This window comes from Flavobacterium sp. JAS, assembly GCF_020991455.1.
GTDB lineage: Bacteria > Bacteroidota > Bacteroidia > Flavobacteriales > Flavobacteriaceae > Flavobacterium.
The window spans coordinates 144,463-164,655 of record NZ_JAJMOX010000007.1 but is presented as its reverse complement, the minus strand read 5'-3'; the positions used below and the strand labels follow the sequence as shown (position 1 = coordinate 164,655).

Here is a 20,193-nt window from a genome sequence, read left to right as displayed (position 1 = left end):
TTTTTATCTAAAGGTATCATCTTGTTCATAAGAAGAACAGGCAGATATCTAATTAAAAACACATCATAAAAACAAAATAACATGGGCAAAAAGAAAATATTTTTCATTCTTGCATCCTTTATTATAGTACAATGTGGTTGGTCTCAAAAGAGTTTTCCAAACTTAGAATCGGCCAAAAATAGTATAAATTACAAAGGAAACCCAACAAATGCGACAGACAGAAAACCATTGGCATTCTCAGATAAAGGCGCATGGTTTGCATTTGGATTCTTAGACGCATCAGAAGTTCAGGCAGGATTTTCAGGACCATTTTTAATGACAGAACAAAACGGCGTTTGGTTAAGTCCATCGTTTGTTTCGCTGCAGCTAAAGGATGAAAACAAACAAGAAGCCATTAATTGGAAAACTTCATTGCTTGCTCAAAACAGCTACAACAGCCATTTAGAACAAGAATTTAAAAATGAAAAAATAGCGATAAAACAGCAATTAGTTTTTTTATCAGGACATTCGGCATTACAAAAAACAAGTATTACCAATAAATCAGGAAAAACGATCACACTTTTTCCTTGGTATGATTCAAACATTTTTTTAGACGATTTACAATTGTCTAAAGAAGGAAAAGCTTTAAAAATCACTTCTACGAGAAGTACGGCCACAGGTTATATTGAGTTTTTGAACAGCGATCCAGAAATCGAAATTACAAAACAAGGTTATAAAGCAAAGACAGAAAAATTGGTATTAAAACCAAATGAAACTAAAGAAATTGTAGTTGCCCAAACGTTCATTTTTGCTCAGTATTCATGGAAAAATGAAAAGGAAGTAATAGCAAAAACAGCCTTCAACACGTTATTGAACAACACACAAAAAGAAAAAGAAAAACAATTGGCACAATTAATTGCCAAAAAGAAAAGCATTTACAAAGACGCCGTTTATTCTGATTTGATTGCAAAACTACTTTTGACACTACAAAACAATACCAGAATTGCAGCGGAAGGATTAAAACACGGCGGACTTTTTCCGAGTTACAACTACGAATGGTTTCACGGTTTTTGGGCTTGGGACAGTTGGAAACATGCTGTTGCTGTAGCCAATTATGATTCGGAATTAGCAAAGAATCAAATGCGTGCTTTATTCGATTATCAGGAACCAAACGGATTTATTCCGGATTGTATCTACAGAGATAATCTTCTGGAAGAAAACAATTATCGAAATACAAAAGCGCCGCTTGCAGCTTGGGCAATCTGGAAAATTTATGAAAAAACAAAAGACGTTACTTTCCTAAAAGAGTTTTATCCAAAACTGAAATTATATCACAATTGGTGGTACAAAGAGCGTGATCACGATCAGGACGGTTTATGCGAATTTGGCTCAACAGACGGAACGGTAATCGCAGCAAAATGGGAAAGCGGAATGGATAATGCCGTTCGTTTTGATGATAGTAAAATCCTGAAAAACGCAGAAAAAGCCTATTCATTAGATCAGGAAAGTGTTGATTTAAACTCATTTTTATTTGCTGAGAAAAACTATCTGAATAAAATGGCAGCCGTTTTAAAACTAACCCAAGAAGCTAAAAAATGGAAAGAGCAAAGTGTAACTTTAAAAGCTAAAATTCAAACTCAGTTTTGGGACGCTCAAACAGGTTGGTTTTACGACACCACAATCGACGGAAAAACATTGATAAAAGCAATGGGCTGCGAAGGATATTTGCCAATTTGGGCAGAAGTAGCAACATCGGAACAAGCCAAAGCAGCCAAAGCAAATATGATGGACACAAATTCGTTAAACACTTTTGTTCCTTTACCAACATTGGCGGCAAATCATCCTAAATTCAAACCCGAAGGCGGCTATTGGAGAGGACCGGTTTGGTTGGATCAAAGTTATTTTGGAATAAACGGATTAGAGAAATACGGTTACAACACCCAAGCAAACGAATTAGCGCACAAACTAATTTATAATGCCCAGGGAGTTTTAGACAAAGGCACATCAATTAGAGAAAACTATCAGCCCGTTACTGGAAAAGGATTAGAAGCCTTTAACTTTAGCTGGTCAGCCTCTCATTATTTAATGCTGCTTTTAGAAGATAAAGAGTTAAACTAATTATCTAAATTTGATTAACACAACAATATTACAAAGTATGTTCAACCAAAAGATATCGCTAACAAAAATAGTACTAACAGGATTGCTTATTGCCAATTGCAATATGACGCCTGTTTTTGCTCAAAGCAAAAAAACTACAGCGACAGAAAAGAAAGACCCGCAACGTTTTTTCTCCAAGCCGGATTTAATGCAAATCGGAGTGTATTATTATCCGGAGCAATGGCCGAGAGAACAATGGGAACGTGATTTAAAAAACATTAAAAAATTAGGATTCGAATTTACGCATTTTGCCGAGTTTGCCTGGACTTATATGGAACCTGAAGAGGGGAAATATGATTTTAAATGGCTGGATGATGCTTTGGCAATAGCCGAAAAACAAGGATTGAAAGTAATTCTTTGTACGCCAACACCAACGCCTCCGGCTTGGATGGGCGAGAAGTATCCTGAGATTTATTTGGTAGATGCAAGTGGTCGCCGCAGAGAACACGGCAACAGAGCAAATCAATCTGTTTCGAATGAAAAATACAGAGAATTTGTAGAGAAAATCGTGACTGAACTCGGAAAGAGATATGGAAAAAACAAAAACATCATGGGCTGGCAAGTGGATAACGAACCAGGTGCACCGGATGATTTTAGTCCATCAGCACAAAAGGGATTTCAAAAATGGCTTAAAGCCAAATACGGAACAATTGAAAAATTAAATACCGAGTGGCTGGGAAGTTTCTGGAGCATTCGATATAATAATTTCGAGCAAATTGCAATTCCAAATGCCGAACTTTATTCAGAAGATAAATTAAGTCCACATGCAATTTTGGATTTCAAAAGATACACCGCAGATTCTCAGGCAGAATATCTGAATTTACAAGCCGAAACACTTCGTAAATATGTCGATCCAAAACAATGGATTACGACAAATTACACCAACGTAGTTTACGGCGCTGATCCTAGAAGAACCGACAAAATGGATTTTGCAACCTACACGATGTATCCTGTAAGTGGTAGAAATACATTGGGAGGTCAGAATTTTAGAATGGGACAACCTAATAAAATTTCAGAAGCCAATGATTATTACAGATCTATAAACGGTGTTACAGGCGTTATGGAAATGCAACCTGGACAAGTAAACTGGGCAAGTATAAATCCGCAATTGCTTCCGGGAACAGTTCACATGTGGATTTCGCAAGCATTTGGCGGAGGTTGTTCTTTCACGTGTACCTACAGATACAGACATCCGCTTGGAAGCAGCGAAATGTACCACGACGGGATTGTTGGAACCGATGGCGTAACACTTTCTCAAGGTGGAAAAGAGTTTGTACAATCAATCGAGGATATGAAATTGCTTCGTAAAGAATACGATCCAAAAGCAGTAATTCCAGAGAATCTTTCGAAAAGAAAAACAGGATTTTTATGGAGTCACGAAAACCTTTGGGATTTGGAAAACCAAAAACAAACCGAATTTTGGAGTACCTGGAGACATAGAAATACCTACACATCGGCTATAAAATCAACAGGTGCGCCAATGGATTTTATTACAGAAGAAGATGATTTCTCGGCTTATCCGTTTATTGTAGCTCCGGCGTATCAGCTTATCGATCAAAAATTGGTAGACAAATGGACTAAATATGTGGAGAACGGAGGAAACTTAATCCTTTCTTGCCGTACGGGTCAAAAAGACAAAAACGGACATTTCTTTGAAGCCAATTGGAGCGCGCCAATCGTGCCTTTAATTGGAGCCGATGTAGCCTTTTTTGACATGCTTGTAGAAGATGTAAACGGAACAATCAATGCTGGAACAAACACCTATAAATGGAATACTTGGGCAGATGTTTTAAACCCAAAACAAGGAACAGAAGTTTTGGCAACCTACGCAGATCAGTTTTATAAAGGTAAAGCAGCAGCGATTACCAGAAAATTAGGCAAAGGAACAATTACTTATATTGGCGCAGAAAGTAAAGACGGAAACTTAGAAAGAGAAGTGGTTCGAACAATTTACGAACGTGCAAAAGTTGCGATCGAAGATTTGCCAAGAGGAGTTTATATAGAATGGAGAGATGGTTTTTATGTAGGGGTAAATTATACAAATGAGCCTGTAAACTTACCGGTTCCGGCAGGAAGTAAAATACTTGTGGGACAAAATCCATTGCAGCCGGCTCAGGCAATTATCTGGAAATAAAAGTTTGCCACGAATTCCACGAATGAGCACGTTTTTTTTAAAATAAATATGCATAGTAATTTGTGAAATTCGTGGCGAAAAATAAAAAATAAATTAAATAAGAGTAACAATGACTTTTTCAGAAGCAACTATTCAGGATTTAGTAAAGGAGCATTACGGATTAAATGTGACCGTAAAAGCATTAAATGGATATGATGAATTAAATTTTCTTTTATCAAACGAGAAAAATGAAAAATACATTCTAAAAGTGTCGAATGAGAGTCATTCATTTCCTTTTTTAGAAGCGCAGATTAACATTATTCAGCACCTTAAAAAAAGCAATATTTCAGACTGTTTTCAGCACTTTAGTATCAATAAACAAGGCGAAGAACTAACTAAAATAGTAAGAGATTCCAAAACCTACTATGTCAGAATTCTGAACTTTTTAGAAGGTACTTTTTGGGTAGATGTAAAAGAAAAAACAAGTGAATTACATCATAATTTAGGAGCGTTTTTAGGCAATATGGACAATGCGTTACAGGATTTTTCGCATCCTGCAATGCACCGCAGTTACACCTGGGATATTAGCCGTGCCAGTGAAGCGGGCGATAACCTGAAACACATTTTAAATCACGAAAAAAGACGGATTGCAGGATATTTTCTCTTACAGTTTGATACCGAAGTTCTGCCTCAAATCCACCGTTTGAAATACGCTTATATACATAACGATGCCAATGATTATAATGTACTGGTTCAAGAAAATAAAATTAGCGGATTGATCGATTTTGGCGATATGGTTTATACCGCGCTTATCAATAATTTGGCAATAGCCTGTACTTATGCAATGCTTGACGAAGAAGATCCGCTGGGAGTTGCGGCAACTATTGTTGCAGGATATCATAAAGCGTATGCATTGACCGAGCAGGAATTGGATTTATTGTATTATTTAATTGCCGGAAGACTTTGCATTAGCGTAACACAATCGGCTTATAATGCATCATTGGACAGTAATAATGAGCATCATTTTATTACCGAAAAGCCAGCTTGGGATTTGTTGTATAAACTAATCCAGATTAACCCAATTAAGGCGCAGGATGCCTTTAGAAAAGCGTGTGGTTTTACCGGATTAATTAATAATGACGATTATAGTGATTTACTAGAAGTTCGTAAAAAGAAAATAGGAAGAAATCTAAGCATTGGCTACAAAGACAAACTAAAAATTGTAAAAGGAGCACTGCAATATTTATACGATGATAAAGGAAGAACCTTTGTTGATTGTGTCAATAATCCGTCGCATGTTGGGCATTGCCATCCCGTTGTAGTTCGCAAAATGCAAAAACAAATTGCCACTTTAAATACCAATACAAGATATTTGAATGACGCAATAACAGAATATGCTGAAAAATTAACAGCAACATTACCGGAAAAACTTAGCGTTTGTTACTTCGTAAATTCAGGAAGTGAAGCCAATGATTTAGCCATTAGAATGAGCCGTCATTATACCAAACAAAAAGATATAATTGTACTCGATCATGCCTATCACGGAACATCGACCGTAGCAATGGAAATGAGTCCATACAAATTTGACAGCAAAGGCGGATCAGGTCAAATGCCTTGGATTCATAAAGCGATTAATCCTGATTTGTATCGTGGTCCTTATAAATATGGTGATGCAAAAGCAGGTGAAAAATACGCGGCAGATGTACAAAGAATCATTGAAGACTTAAAAAAGGAAGACAAAGCACCAGCTGTATTTATCTGCGAAACTTTATTGGGAGTTGGAGGACAAATTCCGTTACCGGAAAATTATCTAAAAACGGCTTACGATTACGTAAGAGCAGCCGGTGGTGTTTGTATTGCCGATGAGGTTCAGGTTGGTTTCGGGAGAATTGGAGATCATTTCTGGGGATTTGAATTGCAAAATGTAGTTCCGGATATTATAGTTTTAGGAAAACCAATTGGCAACGGACATCCGCTTGCGGCAGTAATTGTTACAGAAGAAATTGCAGATTCGTTCAATAACGGACTGGAATATTTTAACACCTTTGGTGGAAATCCTGTTTCTATGACAACAGGATTAGCAGTTTTAGATGTTATTCAGGAAGAAGAAATGCAAAAACATGCCCTGGAAGTTGGAAATCATTTAATGAATGGGCTTAAAGGTTTAATGGCTAAATATCCAATTATTAGTGACGTTCGCGGACATGGATTATTCATTGGTGCCGAAATGGTAAAAGACAGAACAACTATGGAACCGGCAGTTCCTGAAATAGATATCGTAGTCGAAAAAATGAAAGCAAACGGCTATTTATTAAGCACCGACGGACCTTTGCACAATGTTTTAAAAATAAAACCACCAATGACTTTCAGCAAACAAAATGCGGATGAAATGGTGAGATTATTAGATATCGCTTTAAGCGAATTGTAGAAAAAAAATCTCGCAAAGACGCAAAGTCGCCAAGGATTTTGTATTTAAAACAATAATAGCATCAACAAACAAAGACTATTCCTGACTTCTTATGAAGCAGACTTGTATATAATAAAGTATTAAAATGAATGATAATAATATCCTTTCCAAGAGTTCTATCAATCTTGAAGGTTTAGAAAAACAATTAGAAGGTAAATTATTTTACGATCATACCATGCGTTTGCTCTACGCGACCGACGCCAGCGCTTATAAAGAAATGCCTTTGGCGGTAGCGATTCCGAAAACCAAGCAAGATATTCAGAAAATTATTGCCTTTGCCAGAGAAAATAAAAGCAGTGTGATTGCGCGTGCAGCCGGAACTTCGCTTGCGGGTCAGGTGGTTGGAAATGGAATTATAGTTGATATTTCGCAGGAATTCACCAAAATTATCTCGGTAGATCAGGCAAGTAAATCGGCTTGGGTAGAACCGGGGGTTATTCGCGATGAACTAAATCTTCATTTAAAACCATACAAGTTGTTTTTTGGACCCGAAACTTCTACCAGTAATCGCTGTATGATTGGCGGAATGGTCGGAAATAATGCTTGTGGAGCAAGATCAGTTATTTACGGATCTACACGCGAACATTTATTAGAAATTCAAGGTTTTCTTGCCGATGGAAATGAAGTTACTTTTGGTTCCTTAACAAACGTCGAATTTGAAGATAAATGCAACGGAATTAATGTTGTGAGTCCATTGGAACAAGCAATTTATGTTCAGGCAAAAGAAATCTTATCTTCCGCTGAAAACAGAATTTTATTTGATGATAATTTTCCAAAGAAAACAATTCCCAGAAGAAATACAGGTTATGCTTTAGATTTATTGGCTGATTCTATGCCTTTTGGAGCTTTTGATGAGAAGTTTAATTTCTGTAAATTAATTGCAGGATCTGAGGGAACTTTATTCTTTTCTACCGCTATAAAATTAAATTTGGTTGACGCTTTAAAACCTTATGCAGCTTTGGTTTGTGTTCATTTTGAAAGTATAAATGAATCGCTTAAAGCCAATATAGAAGCTTTAAAATTTAATCCTGATAGTGTGGAGTTAATCGACCATTATATTCTGGAATGTACCAAAGAAAACATAGAACAAAGCAAGAATCGATTTTTTGTAAAAGGAGATCCACAAGCAATTTTAGCAGTTGAATTTTTAAGAGATTCCCAAGAAGAAATTGATGCGATCGCCATAGAAATGGAAGATTTGATGCGTTCTAAAAACCTAGGTTATCATTTCCCGATTGTTTATGGTGAGGATACCAACAAAGTTTGGGCATTAAGAAAAGCAGGATTGGGATTATTGTCGAATATTCCCGGTGATGCAAAAGCAGTTGCCGTGATTGAAGACACGGCCGTAGATGTGAATGATTTACCGGAATTTATCGAAGACTTTAATGCGATTTTAAAAGAAAGAAATCTAAACTGCGTGCATTATGCGCATGCAGCAACCGGAGAATTGCATTTGCGTCCTATTATAGATTTAAAAACTAAAGAAGGCGCAGCAATCTTTAGAACCATAGCCACAGATATAGCGTATTTAGTAAAGAAATATAAAGGTTCTTTGAGTGGAGAACATGGCGACGGAAGACTTCGAGGAGAATTTATTCCGTTGATGCTGGGCGAAGAAATCTATCAATTGTTTATTCAGATCAAACAAGTTTGGGATCCTTGGGGCGTTTTTAATCCGGGTAAAATCGTGAATACTCCGCCAATGGATTCTAGTTTGCGATATACCGCGGGTCAGGATACACCAATGCCCAAAACGTATTTTGATTTCTCGGAACATAACGGAATCCTGCGTGCTGCCGAAATGTGCAACGGATCAGGAGATTGTAGAAAAACAGAAAAAAGCGGTGGTACAATGTGCCCAAGTTATATGGCAACGCGCGATGAAAAACATACAACGCGTGCCCGAGCAAACATGCTCAGAGAAACCATTACAAACTCGACAAAGGCAAATAGATTTGATGATGAAAACCTTCTTGATGTGCTTGATTTGTGTTTAAGCTGTAAAGGGTGTAAATCTGAATGTCCCTCAAATGTAGATATGGCAAAATTAAAAGCCGAAACACTACAACAATATCACGATAAAAATGGCGTAAAATTCCGCTCGAGATTAATTGGTAATACACCAAAAATAAACCACTTGTTTGCTGCAATTCCGTGGATGTACAATTTATCTACCAAAGGAGTTTTAGGAAATGTAATTAAAAAAGCAACCGGTTTTGCAACAGAGCGAAAACTGCCTTTGATGCACAGAATTACTTTTGCCAAATGGATGAAAAATCACATTCAAAAAGGAGATTTTGTAAATGGAAAAGTGTATTTATACAATGATGAATTTCTGAATTATTATGATGTAGAAATTGGTCAGACAACCGTTAAGCTTCTGAATTGTTTGGGATATGAAGTTGAAATTCCAAAAATTGGTATTAGCGGAAGAACCTATCTTTCGAAAGGAATGCTAAAAGAAGCAAGAGAAATAGCCGAACAAAACACCAAAGATTTCGAAATAACAATTCCGGAAAACGGTATTTTAATCGGAATTGAACCTTCGGCAATATTGAGTTTTCGCGACGAATATCCTGATTTATGCCGTGGAGATTTAAAAGCAAAAGCGAAAACTTATGCCACTAAAACCTTTTTAATCGAAGAGTTTTTAGCCAAAGAATTAGAAGCGGGACGAATCTCTTCTAATAGTTTTACAGATAAAACAGAACGAGTTCGTATGCACGGACATTGTTTTCAGAAAGCTTTATCGTCATTGGTTCCGTTAAAAAAGATATTGACACTACCAAAGAATTATACGGTTCTTAATATTCCGAGTGGATGTTGCGGAATGGCGGGTTCTTTTGGTTATGAAAAAGAGCATTATGATATTTCTATGAAAATAGGAGAGTTGGTTTTGTTTCCAACCATTCGTTCTGAAGAAGCGGCAACCTTGATTTCGGCTTCGGGAACAAGCTGCAGACATCAAATTGCAGACGGTACTGGTCGAGAAGCACAACATCCGGTAGAGATACTTTACAACGCCTTGAAATAGATTTTGTTTATATTCCTGCAAGGTTAAAAAGCCTTGCAGGAAAATTATAGTTTAGGCAATCAACAGCACATCTTTATGATATTTTCTTTTATATTCTAAAGGAGACATTCCTGTAATTTTTCGAAATACTTCCCGAAATGCTTTTACATCAGAATAACCAACTTCATACATCACTTCATTAATTGTTTTTCGGTTGGTTTCAAATGCTTTTTTGGCGGCTTCTATTTTAACTCTTTGAGAGTATTCAATTGGAGTATTTCCGGTAGCTTTTACAAATCTTCGGTCAAAATTCCTTCTTCCCACATTAAATTTTGAAGATAATTCTCCAATGGATATTTTTTCTTCCAAATTCTTTTCGATGTACAATTGTGCCAGTTGTACCATTTCGTCATCGTGTTTCTTCTGACCTGTAAAAATGGCAAATTGTGACTGTGTATTTCGGTTCATTTCAATTTGGAAAACTTTCGAACAATAAATAGCAGTATTCCTGTCGAAGTATTTCTCAATCAAATAAATCATTAGATTTAAAAATGAGTAGGCTCCGCCATTTGTATAAATTCCTTTTTCATCGGTAATCAATTCATCAATCTGTAAATTCACTTTCGGGAACATTGATCTAAAATTTTCCGTTACAGACCAATGTGTAGAACAACTTTTTCCGTCTAATAATCCAGAGGCAGCAAGCACAAATGCTCCCGTGCAAATGGTGGCAATTTCGGCACCGTTATGATATTGTTTTTCTAACCACGGCAATAACGGTTCATTATCTTTTAATGCAAGATTATAATTATGATTTAATGAAGGGATAATTATAAGGTCGGTTTTAGTAACGGCCGAGATGTTAAGATGTGGTTTTACGGTAAATAATCCATCATTAAAATCTACTTTTTCAGAAATACCGGCTAATTGAATTGTAAACAGCTCTTTTTTGCCATTTATCTTATTATAGGCATTTGCTTTACTAAAGATTTCGTAAGCGCCTGTAATACTCGGAAGATTATTATCTCCATTGGGAACTATAATGGTAAGATGTTTCATCGTTTTTTTTATAGGTAAAGATAAGAAATGTTTTTGTCCAAAACTACCCCGTACAATGTCTGATTAACACCCTATGAATATGAATATTAGGTGATAATTTTACAGTATTAAATTCAAACAGAGCTATTTATGAATAATTTTAAAAAAAACCACCATGGCAAAAATGACCGTGATTTACACCACACCAAAAGATAAGGAATTTTTTGAGAAGCATTATTTTGAAGTACACATTCCGCTGGCAAAACAATTGCCCGGATTGCTAAAGTATGAAATCAATAATGGACCAGTTGTTTCGCTTACAGGGCATAATGATATTTATCGTGTAGCCAATTTGTATTTTGATTCGCTTGAAATTATGATGGAATCTTTTAAGTCAGATATAGGACAGCAATGTGCCGTTGACAGAAGGATTTTTGCAAGCGATGATGAGGTTCAGATTTATGTATATGATTCAAAAAACACCTGAATTACCAACAAAAAACTATCATAAATTTTACAACTATTACAACTTAAAAACTTAAAAAAAATGACAACAGCAATAGCAACAACAGTGACGCCAGCATTATTCGTAAAAATGATATTGGACAGATGGTATGCATCTATAGAAAATTGTGAAACATTATTGAGCTCGTTAACAGACGAAGCTTTGCAAAAAGAAATTGCTCCGGGAAAAAATAGAGGTATTTATTTACTGGGACATCTTATTGCGGTTCACGATGATTTGTTAATTCTAATGGATATGGGGAACAAACTATATCCTGAATTAAATGAACCATTTATAAAATCCCCGGATAAAGCTGTAGAAAAATTGCCAACTGCATCAGAATTGAGAACTTTTTGGGCAAAACAATCTGAGGCAATAAAACAAAAATTTGATAAACTAAAACCTGAAGAATGGTTCGAAAAACATACAGCCGTAAGTGCCGAAGATTTTGAGAAAGAACCACATCGCAATAAATTGAATATTGTGGTAACAAGAACATCGCATTTGCAATATCATTTAGGGCAATTGCGATTGCTTAAATAATAAAATGCACTTCATAAAAATTTAATTTAACACCTAGTCTCGAAGCTTCGGGACTAGGTGTTTAAAAATAACTACTCTAAATAATTAAAAAACAACAAAATGGCAACATCAAATTTTAGTACAACAATTTTAGTTGATAATTCTAAAGAAGAAGTTTTTAATGCTATCAACGACGTTCGCAGTTGGTGGCAAGGTGAAGTAGAAGGAAGTACAGATAAGCTAAATGCCGAATTTAGTTATAGTGTGCCCGGGATTCATTTTTCGAAACAAAAAATAGTTGAGATTGTTCCAAACGAGAAAATCCAATGGCTTATTACAGACAGTAAATTAAGTTTTGTGAAAGACCAAAGTGAATGGACGGGAACAAAAATTGTATTTGAAATCTTAGAAGTGAATAATAAAACACAAGTCCGTTTTAGTCATTTGGGTTTAGTTCCTGAATTTGAATGTTATGGTGATTGTTCAAATGCGTGGGGAAAACTTATACAAGAAAGCTTGTTTAGTTTGATAACTACCGGAAAAGGAGTGAATGTTTTTGGATAAAAAGACACATGTGTTCCGCTTTTAAAATGGATTTAAGTACTTGATTTAACGGAGGTTTAGATTTGTATTTATAAGATTTGGCTAATCCGAAAAATGAACTTATTTTAGTGCTAAATTTCTGGCAGTACAATTAATCCTAATAGCTAATATAAAGTATAAAAAAGTTGAACGAGACCTCTGAATTTCAAATCTTTTATAAACACATTGCAAAATTCTCATCTATTACAGAAAAAGAATTTGAAGACATAATACCTTATTTTTCAAAGGTTATCTTTAAAAAAGGAGATAACCTTGTAAAATTGGGCGAAAAAGTAAACCACACTTATTGGGTTTCCAAAGGCTTAGCTGTGTCTAACTATATAGACAATGCAGGTAAAGAGCATATCATGCAATTTGCCAATGAAGGCTGCTGGATTACAGATCAGCAGGCTTTTTATAACCAATCCACAGCCATTTTTGATATTGTTTGCCTGGAGCAGACAGAATTGATTTCGATTTCATTTGAGCAAAGGGAAAAACTATGTTTAACTATTCCGAAGATGGAACATTTTTTTCGTAAAAAAGCCAACGACAGCTTTGTAAAACAACAAAAAAGGCTGCTGACCTACATGACCAACGATGCTACGGAGCGGTTTAATCTCTTACTCAAAGAGTATCCTGATTTGATACAAAGAATTTCTAAAAGAAAATTAGCGGCTTACCTGGGCGTATCAAGAGAAACATTGAGCCGTTTGAAAAAATAATTTGCCTGTTTTAAAAAAGTGACATACATCACCACTTCTTTATCTGCATAAGCTGAATTTTGTACTATAACATTAACAATAATTATTATGCACAACAAGTTATTTATCTCAGTAGTTGTTCTTGCGATACTATTGTCTTGCAAGGATCAAAAAAAAGAAATTCAGAATACAGGTTTAGAAGAAGCTAAAAAAGCAATCGCCGAAAGTAACGCCATTTACTTCGAATCATTCGTAAAAAACGATTCTTCAATTTTTATCAATCGTTATGCAAAAGACGCTTGTATCATGGCACCAAATGCAGTACAAATGTGTGGTCCGGAAGCCGCCGCAAAATTCTTTAGAGCAGCTTATGATAGCTACGGAATGAGAAATGGAAAATTTATAACAACAGCCGTATACGGCGATGGCGTTGAATTTGTAACAGAAGAAGGCCTTTGGCAGTCTTTTAATGCAAAAGGAGAATTGTTTGATGATGGTAAATTTCTGGTACTTTGGAAAAAAACTCCCGAAGGCTGGAAAATGTTCAGAGATTCTTTTAGCAGTAACCGAAAATTATAAAATACATTAACTAACAATAAAATACCAAAACCCCTTTTATGGAAAACAAGATTGTAATATATGGTGCTTACGGGCACACAGGAAAATTTTTGGTTGCTCAGCTTTACAAGCAAGGTTACAGACCTATACTTAGTGGGCGAGATGCTGATAAGCTCAATACTTTTAATAAAGAATATCCGGATTTAATAACAAAAGTAGCAGACATTAATAGTCCTGAAACTTTGGATAAGGCTTTCGCCGATGCAGAAATCATTGTAAACTGCGCAGGTCCTTTTTTAGATACGGCAGAGCCAATCATTAAATCGGCGTTGCGATTAGGGAAACATTATCTTGATGTGAGTGCGGAACAAAAAGCGGTTCTGGATATCTTTGAGCAATTTTCTGAAGAAGCAAAACATGCCAATGTAACCATAATTCCAGCCGCTGCATTTTATGGCGGATTGGGAGATTTATTAAGTACAACCCTTACTAAAGATTGGGATAAAGTAGATGAAATTTCAAGCTATATAGGTCTGGATTCCTGGCATCCAACAAAAGGAACTCGATTGACTGGGGAGAGAAATCACTATCAAAGATTTATGTACGAGAACCATAGTCTACAACCAGTTCTGGAAGTTAAATCAAAAACATGGGAATTCCCGGATCCAATCTCGACACAGCAAGTAGTGACCGTTCCGCTATCGGAAATAATTACGATTTCGCGCCATATAAATGTTAACACGATCAATACATATCTGAGTCAAAATTCTTTGACAGATATTAGAAATGAAGAAACTCCAGAGCCTAAAGCTGCCGATGAAAAAAACAGATCGTCACAGATTTTTTGCATGGAAGTGGTGGCTGTAAAAGGCGATAAGAAAAGAACAATTACGGCTCAGGGAATTGATATTTATGCAGTTACTGCTCCTTTAATTGTAGAGGCTTTAAAAAGGATTTTGACAGGAAGAATACAAAAACCAGGTGTTACAACATTAGGAGAAGCCTTTGATGCAACAGATTTTTTAAGCGCTCTTGATGTTGATGATATTGTAGTTTCGCACATTAAAGAAACTGATTTATAATTCCGGAAAGATTTTTTCGAAATTATGTGTAACGGTGATTCCTGCAAGGTTTTTTTTAACCTTGTAGGTATTTAATATATTCAAAATCTATATTTTTTTTCAAGTTTTTGAATGTCATTAGTTAAACCTACAAGGTTGAAAAAACCTTGCAGGTTGGACTACTAATAAAAAAGTAAAATACTATTATTTAATTATATGACAAATAACTTTCAAAAGTTTAAAGAATTACATGCTCAGTCTGAGCCATTGTTGATTGGTAATGTCTGGAATGTACAAAGTGCCAGAAAAATGGAAAATCTAGGTTTTAAAGCAATCGGAACCTCGAGTTATGCAATTGCCGAAACACTTGGATATGCTGATGGCGAAGAAATGAGTTTCGAAGAATATCTGTTCATTATAAAACGTATTGCTGCAACCGCAACAGTGCCACTTTCGGTAGATTTAGAATGGGGTTATGGAACAACAACCGCAGAAATTGTGGCCAATATAAAAGAGTTGCACAAAATAGGTGTTTTGGGAATTAACATCGAAGATTCTGTAGTGGAACAAGGGGTGAGAACTATTGTTGAAGCAGAAATATTTGCTCAAAAAATTAAAGCTGTGGCAGAAGAACTTTCAAAAGAGAACATCGAGGTATTTATCAATCTTAGATCGGATGTTTTTTTACTTGGATTATCTGATGCTTTAACTCAAGCGCAAAAAAGAATAAGCATTTATGAAACAACAGGTGTTCATGGATTATTTTTCCCTTGCGTTACAAAAACAGAAGATATAGAAACGCTTACCAAAGCAACTACACTTCCTATAAATGTAATGTGTATGCCTGATTTACCTGATTTTAATTTGTTGCAAAAAGCAGGAGTAAAAAGAATCAGTATGGGGAATTTTTTAAACAATAAAATATACCAATACTTAGAATCTGAAGTTGAAACAGTTTTGAAAAATCAGAACTTTAGCAGCGTGTTTTAAAAGTATAAGCCCTCAAATCAAACAATTATAATGGATAAACAATTAGAAAAGAAAATCAACTTTTTGACCGGTTATGCAATCGTTAGTACTCTTGTTTTTAGCGTTGTATTATTAAGCTCTTTTGGAAAAGGAGATAAGAATGAATCATTTGATGAAATCACAATAAAGAAAATTAATTTAGTTGGTGAAGATGGAAGTTTAAGAATGGTTTTAAGCAATGAAACCAGACAACATTCCGGGAGAATGAATGGAAAAGATTATCCTAAAAGAGACAGACCTGCGGGAATGATTTTCTTTAATAATGAAGGAGATGAGTGCGGCGGATTAGTATTTGCAGGAAAGACCAAAGAGAATAAAATAAGCTCCGGAATGTCATTTACGATGGATAATTATCACGATGATCAGGTAATTCAGATATTGAACAGTGAAGAATATAACAATGGGAAAAGTAATATTCAAAGAGGATTAATTATAAATGAATATCCAATAGGTTCAAATATAGATACACGAAATGCTAAATATGCAGAACTCGAAAAAATTGAAGACGAGAAAATAAGAACTCAAAAAATAGAGGAATTAAAAGCGAAGGAAGGTTCTAAAAGAAGGCTTTTTATAGGGAGAAATAAAGCCAATAATTCCGGAATGTTTTTATACGATTCAGAAGGAAATCCAAGAATGAAGATTTATGTTGATGAAAAAGGGGATCCTAGAATTGAGACAATTGATAAAAACGGAAATATGAAAAATTTCCTTGAAACTAAATAAAAAAAGGATGAGCATTATAGCTCATCCTTTTTGTTTTCTACATTAAATAATATATTAAAGATTGATACTTACCGTATCTCCATCCTTAATTACTTTATTAACCAATACTTTTTTGCCCTCAGATATTGTGATTTTTAATTTCTTATCGGCTCTTTCAACGGTAATATCAAAATCTTTTTCGAATGCATTAATATGGCGCATTCTCATTGAAGGCCATGATTTAGGAAGACGTGGCGTGAAATCGAAACTGTGTAAACCTGTCGGGCGAATACCAAATAATCCTTCGGTAAAAATTCTGCAATACAGACCACTTTCTGCCGAAAGATGACGCTGATCTCCTTCAGGATACGCTTCTACGGGATAAGGAACGTGATCGCCTAATAAACGGCGGTTGGAGTAATAATGTAAAAAATCCAGTGCTTTATCGGTTTCTCCTGCTGCCAGTACACCTCTTAGAGCATATAAAGTCGAGCGATCCCAGAATATTTTATCGCCCGCAACACTGGCAAGACCATCTTTTGTCCATAATCTTGGTGAGAATAAAGCATTTATAGTTCCGTCTTTTCTATCGTAAATTCCCATAGTAAGGGGCGTACAAATCCAGGCTCTTAAAACATCATTTTCTTTGTAGTATTTGTAGGTTTCAAAACCTTCTACTTTGGCGCCAAAAAACTTTTCAATGGCAATTTTTAATTTTTCAGCTTCGGTTTTGTACACTTTAAGTTGCGATTGGTCTTTCCCTAAAGCTTCACCTAAATAAACAGCCGAGTTAAGGGCATCATAATATAAAGATGAGGTATTTAGATTGGCTTTTCCTGCCGGAAGACGACCTTCTAATTCATCAGAATCTGATGCAACAACGCCATCAGCATTTAATTTTCTATGACAATATTCCAAACACCATTCAATTAACGGCCAAAGTTGTTTTGCCTCATTTGTATTTCCTCTGGAAAGTGCATAACGTGAAGCTCCGTAAGCAATCATCGCTCCATCGCCACGATCTCCAGCTCCTGCCCAAATATCAGTTCCTTCGGCTACAATGGAACTCGGAATTGGCTTGTATTCTTTGTTCATGAATTTTGCAAATTGCAGATAAGCATTTAATGATGCCTGATTGCCATATTCATATCCTAAATAAGGAAAAAATGGACCAATATATTCTGCCTGATCATTTGCCCAAATAGCGGCATAATAAGATTCTCCTCCCGGACCGTGCATCGGACCTCCTTTGGTTTCAAAAATACTTTCCGAAGCTCTGATTTTCGCGAAAGCGAACTCTGTATTCAAAACTTCGTCTGGGGTTTCTAAGATTAATTTATCCCAGATTTCATGGATTAATTTTAGACGTTTGTTTTTCTCCTCGTCAATATTTACAATAGGAATTTGCTCGTTTGCTTTAACGCCAGAGTAGAAAACAGAGAAACTAATAGTTTCATTTGCCTTAAGATTAAAACTTCCGGGATTAAATAGATCTACATGCAAATCATAACTTCCTTCAGTTCCTTTTGAAGGATCTGTGGTATAAACCGCATTTGATTTTGGAATTTCGACCACACAGGTTTTTTCGGAAATATTTTTAAGGGTATAAATTTCGCAGTAACCAGCCAAAGTAGTCGAGGGAAAAAACTGTCTGGTTAATTCAAGTGTATTGGTTTTACTCTTTACAAGCAAAGTTCCGTTTAGGGTTAGCGAAACTACTTTTTCCTGAGCAATAGGTTTATAATTTACTGTTACGAGATCAAAAGCATCTTGAGCAAATTGGCGCGTTAAACTAGCATGAGTATTATTTGGGATTGTTCTTAGCATTGGCCAAACCAAACTGCGGGTAGCGTGAAACGAGCCATCGGCGGCAACTCCGTATCTTAAAACGCAGGATATTTTTTTGCCGCTCATTTCGATATGATCGTCATGCGGAATGTTGTTGTTTATTTGCCAGGAAATAGAACCATCCTGATCCATTTGCCAGCGGCGTTCTTCTTGCGAAAATACTCTGGTTGTGATGAAGCAAAAAGCGACAACGGCAAATAGAATATGTTTTCGTTTTTTTTGAAATGATCTCTTCATTAAGTTTATTTTTAAATTACTATTTTTTAGTATGTTGTTTTTAAAAAATAATTACCGCCAACATGTTTTATCTATTGTATTTAGTAGAGATTGTTGTGTTGTTTATAGATAAAGAGTATGCTTGTTCTAGGTGCTACTAGAAAGATGCATCCATTTTTTGCCGTGAATTTACAGGGACATCAACAAATGTATACGAATTTCCGTTATCATCTTTCTTGTGGTTGGCGGTAATTTTTTTATTGTTTATAAATATCGCATCATAATTTCCAAAGAACATAACTCGCCATTGTATAGCAGTGTTACCTTTGTTATAAAGCGTTGTTTTTTGGCTTTCTTGTTTTATAAAAAGTACTGTTTTTAAAACAGGTAAATTGTCCAGTTCAGATATTGTTCCGTTTTTTCCGCGGTACAAAGTAGTAACTGTTTTTGTTGTTGCATCAGGCTCAATTCCCATATATCCGTGTACAATACCTTCAATTACACCGTAAGAAACTTCAGGATATTCTCTTCGTTTTGTTACAGGATCGGTGAGGTGCAAAATATATTCATATCCTTTATCTTCATAACCATATTTGTAAAGTAAAAAAGGCAGATAAGATAAACTCTCGACATTGGTTTTTTGAGAAATAATATGTTCGATTGTTTTTTTAGTTCGGGTTGTATCACTCAAAGCATCAAACCACAATAAAAAGAGTTCGCCGCCATCTTTGCTAAACTTTCCGTCGTTTGTGTAAATTACATTATAAGTTGAGGTGGTATTATCCCACCAGGTTTGTTCGATTTGTTGCTTATATTTTGCTGCTTTTTTTTCGAAGAATTCAGCTTTCTGAACATCTCCTTTTTGTCTTAAAACAGAAGAATAAGTTAGAAGTCCGCGGTAAATTGCAGCAACTAAATCAACGCCCATTTTTAAGCCCGGAATTCCTTCAGAATAGGAGGGAAGTCCGTGACATTTATGAAAATCATCTTTTATGTTAAAAGGAAAAGAAGGATTTGGAAATTCAAGTCTTGTTAATAAAGAATCCTCCTCAAGTGACCAGCGTTCTATATAATTGATTGCTGATTTTTCGAAGAAATTTTCAAACTCAGGATTTTTGATATAGGTTTCGTCACCGGTCCATAAATACAATCTCCAACAAGCATACATTACATCAAAATTACTGTTTAGATTGTACCAAAACTCTTTGTCGTTTCGGTAATCTTCAGGAGCAGGTTTGTTGTATTTATTGATTTCCCAATACGAACACCAGTCTTTGCTTTCAGAAATGTTTTGGGCAAATAGAGAAAGCATGTTTTTGTTTTCTTTACTTAATCCGAGGATTTCGGCGCCAATAGTTTGGTGTGAAACATCTCGCATACAAAAAGCAGCTCTTGAAGGAAGTGCTGCTTCGTACCAGGGTCCAACAGGATCCTTTGAATCTCCTTTATAACTCAAAGCCATTGTTTTTGCACGGTCAAAAGCAAGTTCTATAGCAGAATCTGATGATTTGAATGTTGTTGTGTTTTGACCAAATGCATTAAAAAAGAAGCAGCAATTGGCAGCTATAATTATAAATCTGTTTTTCATCCAGCAATTTTCTATTATTGAATAAATACTTTAGTTTGAGATCATTTTAAGACTGTACTAAAATTTTAAAAGCAAACCCACACAATTAATATGGCGGGTTTGCTG

At 35.6% G+C, this 20,193-nt stretch carries 15 protein-coding genes; 12 read left to right on the top strand and 3 right to left on the bottom strand.

Features of this window, described 5'->3' with window-relative positions; all coding sequences use genetic code 11:
* Window positions 1-81 precede the first annotated feature (81 nt).
* From LPB88_RS11940 to LPB88_RS11925, 4 genes are all read left to right on the top strand, one after another.
* Window positions 82-2,097 carry a trehalase family glycosidase gene (locus tag LPB88_RS11940; protein ID WP_230715807.1) on the top strand — a complete coding sequence of 672 codons (2,016 nt, stop codon included), beginning with the start codon at window positions 82-84 and terminating at the stop codon, window positions 2,095-2,097.
* Window positions 2,098-2,134: 37 nt separating this feature from the next.
* Window positions 2,135-4,270: a beta-galactosidase gene (locus LPB88_RS11935; RefSeq protein WP_230715797.1), complete on the top strand. Its 2,136-nt coding sequence runs from the start codon at window positions 2,135-2,137 to the stop codon at window positions 4,268-4,270.
* A 109-nt stretch (window positions 4,271-4,379) separates the two neighbouring features.
* Window positions 4,380-6,677 carry an aminotransferase class III-fold pyridoxal phosphate-dependent enzyme gene (locus LPB88_RS11930; protein ID WP_230715795.1) on the top strand — a complete coding sequence of 766 codons (2,298 nt, stop codon included), beginning with the start codon at window positions 4,380-4,382 and terminating at the stop codon, window positions 6,675-6,677.
* 124 nt (window positions 6,678-6,801) lie between these two features.
* Entirely contained in the window at window positions 6,802-9,753 is a 2,952-nt protein-coding gene (locus LPB88_RS11925) for an FAD-binding and (Fe-S)-binding domain-containing protein (RefSeq protein WP_230715793.1), read from the top strand.
* 51 nt (window positions 9,754-9,804) lie between these two features.
* Here LPB88_RS11925 and LPB88_RS11920 read toward each other — a convergent pair whose 3' ends face one another.
* Window positions 9,805-10,791: a GlxA family transcriptional regulator gene (locus LPB88_RS11920; RefSeq protein WP_230715791.1), complete on the bottom strand. Its 987-nt coding sequence runs from the start codon at window positions 10,789-10,791 to the stop codon at window positions 9,805-9,807.
* A gap of 154 nt (window positions 10,792-10,945) precedes the next feature.
* Between LPB88_RS11920 and LPB88_RS11915 the strand changes: the two genes are divergently transcribed.
* From LPB88_RS11915 to LPB88_RS11880, 8 genes are all read left to right on the top strand, one after another.
* On the top strand, window positions 10,946-11,257 hold the full coding sequence (locus tag LPB88_RS11915) for an EthD family reductase (protein WP_230715789.1): 312 nt from the start codon (window positions 10,946-10,948) through the stop codon (window positions 11,255-11,257).
* A 60-nt stretch (window positions 11,258-11,317) separates the two neighbouring features.
* Window positions 11,318-11,818, top strand: coding sequence for a DinB family protein (locus tag LPB88_RS11910; protein WP_230715787.1), 501 nt, complete (start codon window positions 11,318-11,320; stop codon window positions 11,816-11,818).
* Window positions 11,819-11,917: 99 nt separating this feature from the next.
* Window positions 11,918-12,361 carry an SRPBCC domain-containing protein gene (locus tag LPB88_RS11905; RefSeq protein WP_230715784.1) on the top strand — a complete coding sequence of 148 codons (444 nt, stop codon included), beginning with the start codon at window positions 11,918-11,920 and terminating at the stop codon, window positions 12,359-12,361.
* Between the two features lie 164 nt (window positions 12,362-12,525).
* Window positions 12,526-13,104 (top strand): Crp/Fnr family transcriptional regulator, encoded by a 579-nt coding sequence (locus LPB88_RS11900; RefSeq protein WP_230715782.1) that lies wholly within the window; start codon window positions 12,526-12,528, stop codon window positions 13,102-13,104.
* 87 nt (window positions 13,105-13,191) lie between these two features.
* Window positions 13,192-13,662 carry a DUF4440 domain-containing protein gene (locus LPB88_RS11895; protein WP_230715781.1) on the top strand — a complete coding sequence of 157 codons (471 nt, stop codon included), beginning with the start codon at window positions 13,192-13,194 and terminating at the stop codon, window positions 13,660-13,662.
* A 38-nt stretch (window positions 13,663-13,700) separates the two neighbouring features.
* Complete coding sequence (locus LPB88_RS11890) at window positions 13,701-14,723, top strand: trans-acting enoyl reductase family protein (RefSeq protein ID WP_230715778.1); 1,023 nt, start codon at window positions 13,701-13,703, stop codon at window positions 14,721-14,723.
* Between the two features lie 195 nt (window positions 14,724-14,918).
* Entirely contained in the window at window positions 14,919-15,692 is a 774-nt protein-coding gene (locus LPB88_RS11885; RefSeq protein ID WP_230715776.1) for an isocitrate lyase/phosphoenolpyruvate mutase family protein, read from the top strand.
* A gap of 30 nt (window positions 15,693-15,722) precedes the next feature.
* A complete protein-coding gene (locus LPB88_RS11880) occupies window positions 15,723-16,457 on the top strand; it encodes a hypothetical protein (RefSeq protein WP_230715775.1) in 735 nt (244 codons plus the stop codon).
* A 54-nt stretch (window positions 16,458-16,511) separates the two neighbouring features.
* Here the strand turns inward: LPB88_RS11880 and LPB88_RS11875 are convergent, their stop codons facing one another.
* Window positions 16,512-18,521, bottom strand: a complete 2,010-nt coding sequence (locus LPB88_RS11875; protein WP_230715773.1) for a hypothetical protein — start codon at window positions 18,519-18,521, stop codon at window positions 16,512-16,514.
* Window positions 18,522-18,657: 136 nt separating this feature from the next.
* Complete coding sequence (locus LPB88_RS11870) at window positions 18,658-20,088, bottom strand: hypothetical protein (protein ID WP_230715771.1); 1,431 nt, start codon at window positions 20,086-20,088, stop codon at window positions 18,658-18,660.
* Between the last annotated feature and the right edge of the window lie 105 nt (window positions 20,089-20,193).